This is a genomic window from Escherichia sp. E3659 (genome assembly GCF_005781135.1).
GTDB lineage: Bacteria > Pseudomonadota > Gammaproteobacteria > Enterobacterales > Enterobacteriaceae > Escherichia.
Genome location: NZ_VATQ01000015.1, coordinates 85376 through 96872 on the forward strand (window position 1 = coordinate 85376; position 11497 = coordinate 96872).

Genomic DNA, 11497 nt, shown 5'->3' on the forward strand with positions numbered 1-11497 from the left:
GTCAAGCCGCAGACACAATTTAATCGACAATAATGGTCGTCGCCTCGCTCACAGTGTGCTAACGTTTATCTTCTTTAAGTCCTGGTAGAAGCAATGAAGACGTTTTTCAGAACAGTGTTATTCGGCAGCCTGATGGCCGTTTGCGCAAACAGTTACGCGCTCAGCGAGTCTGAAGCCGAAGATATGGCCGATTTAACGGCAGTTTTTGTTTTTCTGAAGAACGATTGTGGTTACCAGAACTTACCTAATGGGCAAATTCGTCGCGCACTGGTCTTTTTCGCCCAGCAAAACCAGTGGGATCTCAGCAACTACGACACCTTCGACATGAAATCCCTCGGTGAAGACAGCTACCGCGATCTCAGCGGTATCGGCATTCCCGTCGCGAAAAAGTGCAAAGCCCTGGCCCGCGATTCCTTAAGCCTGCTTGCCTACGTTAAATAATCACAGCTCCTTTTTGTAGAAATATTGACCGTGCAACCACGGTCAATGTTAGCTATTATGTTGCGCTCTTTTTTTACGAGTGTTAACAAAGGAGGTATCAACCCATGGCCGAAAATAAACTGTGGCATGAAACGCTACACGACCAGTTTGGGCAGTACTTTGCAGTAGATAACGTTCTGTATCATGAAAAGACCGATCACCAGGATCTGATCATTTTTGAGAACGCTGCATTTGGTCGCGTGATGGCGCTGGATGGCGTCGTACAAACCACCGAGCGCGACGAGTTTATCTATCATGAGATGATGACCCATGTTCCGCTACTGGCCCACGGTCACGCGAAACATGTGCTGATCATCGGCGGCGGCGACGGCGCCATGCTGCGTGAAGTGACCCGACATAAAAACGTTGAGTCAATCACGATGGTGGAAATCGATGCGGGTGTCGTGTCGTTCTGCCGTCAGTATTTGCCCAACCACAACGCCGGTAGCTACGACGATCCGCGCTTTAAGCTGGTGATCGACGATGGCGTCAATTTCGTGAATCAAACCAGCCAGACCTTTGATGTCATTATCTCCGACTGCACCGATCCTATCGGCCCCGGCGAAAGTCTGTTCACCTCAGCATTTTATGAAGGTTGTAAACGCTGCCTGAATTCTGGCGGTATCTTCGTCGCACAAAACGGCGTCTGCTTTTTACAGCAGGAAGAGGCTATCGACAGTCATCGCAAACTCAGCCATTACTTCAGCGACGTTGGCTTTTATCAGGCGGCGATCCCGACCTATTACGGCGGCATCATGACCTTTGCATGGGCGACAGATAACGACGCCTTACGCCATCTCTCAACCGAAATTATTCAGGCGCGTTTTCTCGCCTCTGGCCTGAAATGCCGTTATTACAATCCGGCAGTCCATACGGCAGCTTTTGCCTTACCTCAGTATCTGCAAGACGCACTGGCTTCACAGCCGTCCTAAGGAGAAGATAAGAAATTGAAAAAACTGAAACTGCATGGCTTTAATAATCTGACCAAAAGTCTGAGTTTTTGTATTTACGATATCTGCTACGCCAAAACTGCTGAAGAGCGCGACGGTTATATTGCTTATATCGATGAACTCTATAATGCCAACCGTCTGACCGAAATCCTGTCAGAAACCTGTTCCATTATCGGGGCCAATATTCTTAACATCGCCCGCCAGGATTACGAACCACAGGGTGCCAGCGTCACTATTCTGGTGAGCGAAGAACCGGTCGACCCGAAACTTATCGACAAAACAGAACACCCCGGCCCACTGCCAGAAACGGTCGTTGCCCATCTCGATAAAAGTCATATTTGCGTACATACCTACCCGGAAAGTCATCCTGAAGGCGGTTTATGTACCTTCCGCGCCGATATTGAAGTCTCTACCTGCGGCGTGATTTCTCCGCTGAAGGCGCTGAATTACCTGATCCACCAGCTTGAGTCCGATATCGTAACCATTGATTATCGCGTGCGCGGTTTTACCCGCGACATTAACGGTATGAAGCACTTTATCGACCATGAGATTAATTCGATTCAGAACTTTATGTCTGACGATATGAAGGCGCTGTATGACATGGTGGATGTAAACGTCTATCAGGAAAATATCTTCCATACCAAGATGTTGCTTAAAGAGTTCGACCTTAAGCACTACATGTTCCACACCAAACCGGAAGATTTAACCGACAGCGAGCGCAAAGAAATTACCGCTGCGCTGTGGAAAGAAATGCGCGAGATTTATTACGGGCGCAATATGCCAGCCGTTTAACGGCTCAGGCGGAGCACGGAGGCTCCGCCTGATTTACTTACTTCTGCTGCACGAAATTACGGTACGCCGCCACCACCTGAAGAAAATCCTCAACGCCGCACAGCGACAAGCTCTCTTCGTCGTAGTAGTTCATCCCCTCTTCCATTTCATCGCCAGCGAATTCCAGTTGATTGGCGCGAACCATCACCTCTTCGCCGTCCATCCATAGCGTGTACTCATGCCCTGCCCGCTGCCAGGAACGTTCGCTACCTTTGAGCGTGCGCGCGGCGTCTTCCACTTCATCAAGCAAGGCCAGGTTTTCTTTCACCTCTTCATTAAACCAGTGCCCGACCACTTCATGCCCCATGGACATGCGCACCTTTACCACTCCGGTAATATCGCGCAGAAATTCGTAATCCATAGTGTGTTCCTCTGCTCCCGGCAATGCGCCGAAATCGCATTGCGCCATTGATGTAATTATCGCAGCCTTACCGGAGAAAAACAGCGGAACGGCGATGGTTTAGAAATAAAAAATGCCCGGGAATCTCATTCACCGGGCATTGTGTCGTTTATGCGCAGCGCGTGCGCTTACTTATTAAACCGCAGTCTGGAAAATCACCCCATCGGCTTTTTCGGTGTACTGAGAAAGCTGGTTGAAGTTCAGATAACGGTAAGTATCAACGGCAGTTTTATCCACCTGCGCAACGTAGGTCTGGTACTCTTCCGGCGTCGGCAGTTTGCCAATCAGCGCCGCAACAGCAGCCAGTTCCGCAGAAGCCAGGAAGACGTTCGCACCAGTACCCAGACGGTTCGGGAAGTTACGGGTAGAGGTGGAAACCACCGTCGCACCGTCTGCCACACGCGCCTGGTTACCCATACACAGGGAACAGCCCGGGATCTCGATACGCGCACCGCTCTTACCGAAGACGCTGTAATAGCCTTCTTCGGTCAACTGCGCGGCGTCCATACGGGTTGGCGGTGCCACCCACAGGCGGGTCGGCAACTGACCTTTGTGCGCATCCAGCAGTTTACCCGCAGCACGGAAGTGACCGATGTTAGTCATGCAAGAACCGATAAACACTTCGTCGATCTTCTCGCCCTGTACCGCAGACAGCGGACGCGCGTCGTCCGGATCGTTCGGTGCACAGAGGATTGGCTCTTTGATATCAGCCAGATCGATGTCGATCACTGCCGCGTATTCCGCATCTGCATCGGCTTCCAGCAGCTCAGGATTCGCCAGCCATTTTTCCATGCCCTGAATACGACGTTCGAGAGTACGACGATCGCCATAACCTTCCGCGATCATCCACTTCAGCAGGACGATGTTGGAGTTCAGGTATTCGATGATCGGCTCTTTGTTCAGCTTGATGGTACAACCAGCGGCAGAACGCTCGGCAGACGCATCGGTAAGCTCAAAGGCCTGCTCAACTTTCAGATCTGGCAGACCTTCAATTTCCAGAATGCGGCCAGAGAAGATGTTTTTCTTGCCTTTCTTCTCAACGGTCAGCAGACCTTGTTTGATTGCATACAGCGGAATGGCGTGTACCAGATCGCGCAGGGTAATGCCTGGCTGCATCTTACCTTTGAAGCGCACCAGAACGGATTCCGGCATATCCAGCGGCATTACGCCAGTGGCAGCAGCAAACGCCACCAGACCAGAACCCGCCGGGAAAGAGATACCGATAGGGAAACGGGTATGGGAGTCACCACCCGTACCCACGGTATCCGGCAGCAGCATACGGTTCAGCCAGGAGTGGATTACGCCGTCACCCGGACGCAGCGACACACCACCACGGTTCATAATGAAGTCCGGCAGCGTGTGGTGCGTGTTCACGTCAACTGGCTTCGGATACGCAGCTGTGTGACAGAAAGACTGCATCACCAGGTCAGCCGAGAAGCCCAGGCACGCCAGGTCTTTCAGTTCATCACGGGTCATTGGACCGGTGGTGTCCTGGGAACCTACAGAAGTCATTTTCGGTTCGCAATACGCGCCCGGACGAATGCCTTTCACGCCACAGGCACGACCTACCATTTTCTGCGCCAGCGAGAAGCCACGGTCACTTTCCGCCACATCTTTCGCCTGACGGAACACATCGCTCTGCGGCAGACCAAGTGCTTCACGCGCTTTGGTGGTCAGGCCACGACCGATAATCAGCGGAATACGACCACCGGCACGCACTTCATCAATCAGCACGTCGGTTTTCAGTTCGAAGGTTGCCAGCAGCTCGTTGGTTTCGTGGTTACGCACTTCGCCTTTGTACGGGTAAACGTCAATCACGTCGCCCATGTTCAGGTTAGAGACGTCCACTTCGATTGGCAGTGCACCTGCGTCTTCCATCGTGTTAAAGAAGATTGGTGCAATTTTACCGCCGAGGCACAGACCACCGCCGCGTTTGTTCGGCACATGTGGAATATCATCACCCATAAACCACAGAACGGAGTTGGTGGCGGATTTACGCGATGACCCCGTACCCACAACGTCACCGACGTACGCCAGCGGGAAACCTTTCTGTTGCAGAGCTTCGATTTGCTTGATCGGACCAACAACGCCTGGCTGATCTGGCTCAATACCTTCACGGGCGTTTTTCAGCATCGCCAGCGCGTGCAATGGGATATCCGGGCGCGACCACGCATCCGGTGCCGGAGAAAGGTCATCGGTGTTGGTTTCGCCAGTGACTTTGAAGACGGTAACGGTCAGTTTTTCAGCCAGCGCCGGGCGATTCAGGAACCATTCGGCATCCGCCCAGGACTGCATTACCTGCTTCGCATATTCGTTGCCTGCTTTGGCTTTCTCTTCTACGTCATAGAAGTTATCGAACATCAGCAGCGTGTGGGACAGTGCTTTGGCAGCGATCGGTGCCAGTTTGGCATCATCCAGCGCGTCGATCAGCGGATGAATGTTGTAACCACCCTGCATGGTACCCAGCAGTTCGATGGCTTTTTCCGGAGTCAGCAGAGGGGATTTGGCTTCGCCTTTGGCGACAGCAGCCAGGAAGCCTGCTTTGACATAGGCGGCTTCATCGACGCCAGGGGGAACACGGTTGGTTAACAGATCTAACAGGAATTCTTCTTCGCCCGCGGGCGGGTTTTTCAGCAGCTCTACAAGCGCGGCCATTTGGTTTGCATCCAGGGGTTTGGGCGCAATCCCCTCAGCGGCACGCTCAGCTACGTGCTTACGGTATTCTTCTAGCACGACGGTTCTCCTCGCTCTCATTGTCATAGTGCGGCAGGCGATTCTCTTCACGCTCCTGTGAGACAGCAGTTTGTAGGGTAAATGCCCAGTACCGCAACGGGCAGAATAGCAGGATTTTGACGATGTGTTAATCTGTTTACAAAAAAGCAACATAAAAAAGTGGCTGAATCGTTAAGGATGGTCTAGAGATTGTTTCCCTCCGTAAAAACTTCGTTAATTCGCATAGTGATAATCACCTTTCTCAACGAATCCCAAGATTAGTCAAAATTTAAACTACCGCCTCTTTATACTCAGATTTACAGCACCTGCGGGTGGCAGTTCGCCGACCATTGCGATTTCCTTGAGATCCGAATTATGAAAATGACTTTGCCGTTTAAACCCCATGTGCTGGCGCTAATTTGCAGTGCCGGGCTTTGTGCCGCCTCTGCCGGGCTATATATAAAAAGCCGCACAGTGGAAACGCCTATGGAACCGCAATCGACACAACAGACTGCGCCTGACATCACCGCAGTTACGTTTCCTGCAACGGTTTCCGCGCCCCCCGTAACGCCTGCCGTCGTAAAATCTACATTCAGCACTGCACAAATCGATCAATGGGTCGCGCCCGTCGCGCTATATCCCGACGCCCTGCTTTCGCAGGTGCTGATGGCATCGACCTATCCGGCAAATGTCGCCCAGGCCGTGCAGTGGTCGCACGACAACCCGCTCAAGCAAGGTGATGCCGCTATTCAGGCAGTATCCGACCAGCCGTGGGATGCCAGCGTTAAATCGCTGGTGGCTTTTCCGCAATTGATGGCGTTGATGGGGGAAAACCCGCAATGGGTGCAAAATCTTGGCGACGCATTTCTGGCGCAGCCGCAGGATGTGATGGACTCGGTACAACGTTTGCGGCAACTGGCGCAACAAACCGGGTCACTGAAGTCATCAACTGAACAAAAGGTCATCACGACAACGAAAAAAGTCGTACCGGCAAATCAGCCCGCCAGCGCCCCTGTCACACAATCAAATACCGTTTCTACGTCCAGCCCCGTCGTCGCAGAACCTGCGCCGACCGTAATAACCATTGAGCCCGCCAATCCGGATGTAGTTTATATTCCCAACTACAACCCAACCGTGGTTTACGGCAGTTGGGCCAATACCGCTTACCCGCCGGTTTACCTGCCGCCGCCAGCCGGGGAACCGTTTGTTGACAGCTTCGTGCGCGGATTTGGCTACAGCATGGGCGTTGCTACCACGTACGCACTATTCAGCAGCATAGACTGGGATGACGACGATCATGACCATCATCATCATGACGATGATGATTATAATCACCACGATGGCGGTCATCGTGACGGTAATGGCTGGCAACACAACGGCGACAACATCAATATCGACGTCAACAATTTCAACCGCATTACTGGTGAGCATCTTACTGACAAGAATATGGCATGGCGGCACAATCCGAATTACCGCGATGGTGTGCCTTATCATGATCAGGATATGGCAAAACGGTTTCACCAAACCGATGTTAAAGGCGGCATGAGTGCCACACAATTACCGGCCCCAACGCGCGACAGCCAGCGCCAGGCGGCAGCAAGCCAGTTTCAGCAACGAACACACGCGGCACCAGTCACTACGCGAGATACCCAGCGTCAGGCTGCGGCACAGCGGTTTAATGAAGCGGAACACTATGGCAATTATGACGACTTCCGCGAGTTCAGCCGCCACCAACCACTGACCCAGCAGCAAAAGGACGCCGCTCGCCAGCGTTATCAGTCTGCCTCGCCTGAGCAGCGCCAGGCGGCCCGCGAGAAAATGCAGACTAACTCACACAACCAGCAGCGAAAAGAGGCGGCGCGTCAGCGTTATCAATCTGCCTCGCCTGAACAGCGCCAGGCGGCTCGCGAGAAAATGCAGACTAACCCGCAGAACCAGCAGCGAAGAGAGGCAGCGCGTCAGCGTATCCAGTCTGCCTCTCCTGAGCAGCGCCAGGCGGCCCGTGAGAAAATGCAGACTAGCCCGCAGAATCAACAGCAAAGAGATGCAGCACGTCAGCGTATCCAGTCTGCCTCGCCTGAGCAGCGTCAGGTTGCGCGGGAGAAAATTCAGGAGAGCCGCCCGCAACGTCTGAACGACAATAACCATACTGCCCGATTGAATAATGAGCAACGGTCAGCGGTACGCGAACGGTTGTCTGAGCGTGGAGCAAGGAGACTGGAAAGGTAAATTGCAGGCATAAAAAAAGCGGCGTAGTTAGCCGCTTAAGGCTGATGACAAACATCGAATTGCCCGATGCGCAAGTTTATCGGCCTACATGGCTCCTGCAATGTATTGAATTTGCATGATTTTGTAGGTCGAATAAGGCGTTCACGCCGCATCCGGCATCAACAACGAGCACTTTATCAACAATCTGAAGCGGCCTGGTCAGCCGCTTCTTAATTTACCGGATGTTCCGGCACAAGAAGAATTACTTCTTCTTCGCTTTCGGGTTCGGCAGGTCGGTGATGCTACCTTCGAACACTTCTGCTGCCAGGCCCACAGACTCGTGCAGAGTCGGGTGCGCGTGGATGGTCAGCGCGATGTCTTCAGCGTCACAACCCATTTCGATCGCCAGACCGATTTCACCCAGCAGCTCGCCGCCGTTGGTACCGACAATCGCACCACCGATCACACGGTGAGATTCTTTGTCGAAAATCAGCTTGGTCATACCGTCTGCGCAGTCGGAAGCGATCGCACGACCAGAAGCAGCCCACGGGAAGGTGGCGGTTTCGTAGCTGATGCCTTTCTCTTTCGCTTCTTTCTCAGTCAGACCTACCCATGCAACTTCTGGTTCGGTATAGGCGATGGACGGGATAACTTTCGGATCGAAGTAGTGTTTTTGACCTGCGATAACTTCAGCGGCAACGTGACCTTCGTGAACACCTTTGTGTGCCAGCATCGGCTGACCGACGATATCGCCGATAGCAAAGATGTGCGGCACGTTGGTACGCAGCTGTTTGTCAACGCGGATGAAACCACGGTCGTCCACTTCCACGCCAGCTTTGCCTGCGTCGAGGTTTTTACCGTTCGGCACACGACCAATCGCTACCAGCACGGCGTCGTAACGCTGCGGTTCAGCTGGTGCTTTTTTGCCTTCCATCGTCACATAAATACCGTCTTCTTTCGCTTCAACGGCGGTAACTTTGGTTTCCAGCATCAGGTTGAATTTCTTGCTGATACGCTTGGTGAAGACTTTAACGATGTCTTTGTCCGCTGCCGGGATAACCTGGTCGAACATTTCAACCACGTCAATCTGTGAACCCAACGCGTGGTATACGGTACCCATTTCCAGACCGATGATACCGCCACCCATTACCAGCAGGCGTTCTGGTACTTCTTTCAGTTCCAGCGCGTCAGTGGAGTCCCAGATACGCGGATCTTCATGCGGAATAAACGGCAGTTGGATCGGACGAGAACCCGCTGCAATGATCGCGTTGTCGAAGTTGATCACGGTTTTACCGTTCTCACCTTCAACTTCCAGGGTGTTCGCCCCGGTGAATTTACCCAGACCGTTGACCACTTTGACTTTGCGGCCTTTCGCCATACCAGCCAGACCACCGGTCAGCTGATTGATCACTTTCTCTTTCCAGGTACGAATCTTGTCGATATCGGTTTTCGGTTCGCCGAAGACGATACCGTGTTCAGCCAGAGCTTTGGCTTCTTCGATAACTTTTGCTACGTGCAGCAGTGCTTTAGAAGGGATACAGCCGACGTTCAGGCAAACACCGCCGAGGGTGTTGTAACGTTCTACGATTACGGTTTCCAGACCTAAATCAGCGCAACGGAAGGCAGCAGAGTAACCTGCGGGGCCTGCCCCAAGTACCACGACCTGAGTTTTGATTTCAGTACTCATCATGACCTCTATATATTTATCTCCGGCGGTCATACCCGTCGTCTTTCAGGCCGCAGCGGCGTTAGCTTCACGCCCTCACCCCAGTCACTTACTTATGTAAGCTCCTGGGGATTCTGGCGCTTGCTACCTTGCTGCACCCAGAAATCCATAGGGTATGTGAAGTAATACCCTAACCACCACCGGGTCGTTCTATCCGTCGGTATTTTACAAAATTGTTAACAATTTTTAAACAACAAACGGCAACCGATTTGTCTATTGGCTAATAATCTCAATACATTCATGAGATTACCAGAAAAAAGCCGGCCGTTGGGCCGGCTCTTTTATTTACATCACCAGACGGCGAATGTCAGACAGCGTGTTGTTAATGATGGTAATGAAACGGGCACCATCAGCACCGTCGATCACACGGTGGTCGAAGGAAAGAGAAATCGGCAGCATCAGACGCGGCACGAACTCTTTACCATTCCACACCGGCTCCATCGCGGACTTGGAAACGCCGAGGATAGCCACTTCCGGCGCGTTCACAATCGGCGCGAAGTGGGTAGTACCCAGGCCGCCGATGCTGGAGATGGTGAAGCAACCGCCCTGCATTTCGCCCGCAGTCAGCTTACCGTCACGCGCTTTCTTAGAAATAGTCATCAGCTCGCGAGACAGCTCGATGATGCCTTTCTTGTTGACGTCTTTGAATACCGGAACAACCAGACCGTTCGGGGTATCCACCGCCACACCGATGTTGATGTACTTCTTCAGGGTCAGACGCTGACCGTCTTCCGACAGCGAACTGTTGAAGCGAGGCATCTGCTCAAGAGCTGCAGCAACGGCTTTCATGATGAAGACAACTGGGGTTATCTTCACATCCAGCTTACGTTTCGCTGCTTCTTCGTTCTGCTGTTTACGGAACGCTTCCAGCTCGGTGATATCAGTTTTGTCGAAGTGGGTAACGTGCGGGATCATCACCCAGTTACGGCTCAGGTTAGCACCAGAGATTTTCTGAATGCGGCCCAGTTCCACTTCTTCGATTTCACCAAACTTGCTGAAGTCCACCTTCGGCCACGGCAGCATGCCTGGGATACCGCCGCCAGTCGCTGCCGGAGCCGCTTCTGCACGTTTGATAGCTTCTTTCACGTAAGCCTGAACATCTTCGCGCAGGATACGACCTTTACGGCCAGTGCCCTTCACTTTCGCCAGGTTAACGCCAAACTCGCGTGCCAGACGGCGGATCAGCGGAGTCGCGTGAACGTAAGCGTCGTTTTCAGCAAATTCAGATTTGCCTTCCGCTTTTGCTGCCGAAGCTGCTGCCGGAGCTTCAGCTTTTGCTGCCGGAGCCGGCGCTGCCGCTTCCTGTTTTGCAGGAGCTGCCGCAGGCGCTGCGCCTTCAACTTCGAAGATCATAATCAGCGAACCAGTTTTCACTTTATCGCCAACGTTGACTTTCAGTTCCTTCACGACGCCTGCAAACGGAGCCGGAACTTCCATAGAAGCTTTGTCACCTTCTACGGTGATCAGTGACTGTTCAGCGGCAACTTTGTCGCCCACTTTCACCATCACTTCGGTCACTTCAACTTCGTCACCGCCGATATCCGGAACGTTAACTTCTTTCACGCCAGCTGCAGGTGCAGGGGCCGCTGCCGGAGCCGCTTCCTGTTTAGCCGCCGGAGCTGCCGCGCCTGCTTCACCCGCAACTTCGAAGACCATAATCAGCGAGCCAGTAGACACTTTGTCACCCACGTTCACTTTGATTTCTTTCACGGTGCCTGCAAACGGAGCCGGAACTTCCATAGAAGCTTTATCGCCTTCTACGGTGATCAGCGACTGTTCAGCTTCAACTTTATCGCCAACTTTCACCAGGATTTCGGTCACTTCAACTTCGTCGCTGCCGATATCCGGAACGTTAACGTCTTTTGCCGCGGCAGCCGCTGGTGCTGCTGCCGGAGCTGCTTCTTTCTTCTCTTCTGCCTGAGCAGGTGCAGCGTCTGCTGCACCGTCGGCGGAATCGAAAATCATAATCAGTGCGCCGGTCTGGGTTTTATCGCCAACAGAGACTTTGATCTCTTTAACGATACCCGCCTGCGGAGACGGAACTTCCATAGAGGCTTTGTCGCCTTCTACGGTGATCAGCGACTGTTCGGCTTCAACTTTGTCGCCCACTTTGACCAGGATCTCGGTGATTTCAACTTCATCAGCCCCGATGTCCGGTACTTTGATTTCGATAGCCATTATTCTTTTACC

The 11497-nt window shown here is 52.8% G+C and carries 8 protein-coding genes; 4 read left to right on the plus strand and 4 right to left on the minus strand.

What is annotated here, in order from left to right; genetic code table 11:
- Window positions 1-93: 93 nt before the first annotated feature.
- The 3 genes from FEK47_RS12500 (at window position 94) to speD (ending at window position 2222) form a co-directional block, all read left to right on the plus strand.
- Window positions 94-441: a YacC family pilotin-like protein gene (locus FEK47_RS12500; RefSeq protein WP_000846617.1), complete on the plus strand. Its 348-nt coding sequence runs from the start codon at window positions 94-96 to the stop codon at window positions 439-441.
- 104 nt (window positions 442-545) lie between these two features.
- Window positions 546-1412 (plus strand): polyamine aminopropyltransferase, encoded by an 867-nt coding sequence (speE, locus tag FEK47_RS12505; RefSeq protein WP_135486663.1) that lies wholly within the window; start codon window positions 546-548, stop codon window positions 1410-1412.
- Between the two features lie 15 nt (window positions 1413-1427).
- Entirely contained in the window at window positions 1428-2222 is a 795-nt protein-coding gene (gene speD, locus FEK47_RS12510) for an adenosylmethionine decarboxylase (protein WP_135486664.1), read from the plus strand.
- 37 nt (window positions 2223-2259) lie between these two features.
- On the opposite strand, the gene yacL is transcribed toward speD, so the two are convergent.
- Together yacL and acnB are read right to left on the minus strand one after the other, a co-directional pair.
- Window positions 2260-2622, minus strand: a complete 363-nt coding sequence (yacL, locus tag FEK47_RS12515; protein WP_000384304.1) for a protein YacL — start codon at window positions 2620-2622, stop codon at window positions 2260-2262.
- A 174-nt stretch (window positions 2623-2796) separates the two neighbouring features.
- Complete coding sequence (gene acnB / locus FEK47_RS12520; RefSeq protein ID WP_130221621.1) at window positions 2797-5394, minus strand: bifunctional aconitate hydratase 2/2-methylisocitrate dehydratase; 2598 nt, start codon at window positions 5392-5394, stop codon at window positions 2797-2799.
- 354 nt (window positions 5395-5748) lie between these two features.
- On the opposite strand from acnB, the gene FEK47_RS12525 reads away from it, so the two are divergent.
- Complete coding sequence (locus tag FEK47_RS12525; protein WP_138183200.1) at window positions 5749-7602, plus strand: DUF3300 domain-containing protein; 1854 nt, start codon at window positions 5749-5751, stop codon at window positions 7600-7602.
- Between the two features lie 241 nt (window positions 7603-7843).
- Here the strand turns inward: FEK47_RS12525 and lpdA are convergent, their stop codons facing one another.
- Together lpdA and aceF are read right to left on the minus strand one after the other, a co-directional pair.
- Entirely contained in the window at window positions 7844-9268 is a 1425-nt protein-coding gene (lpdA, locus tag FEK47_RS12530; protein ID WP_130205068.1) for a dihydrolipoyl dehydrogenase, read from the minus strand.
- A gap of 324 nt (window positions 9269-9592) precedes the next feature.
- Window positions 9593-11485, minus strand: coding sequence for a pyruvate dehydrogenase complex dihydrolipoyllysine-residue acetyltransferase (gene aceF, locus FEK47_RS12535; RefSeq protein WP_135486665.1), 1893 nt, complete (start codon window positions 11483-11485; stop codon window positions 9593-9595).
- Window positions 11486-11497 lie beyond the last annotated feature (12 nt).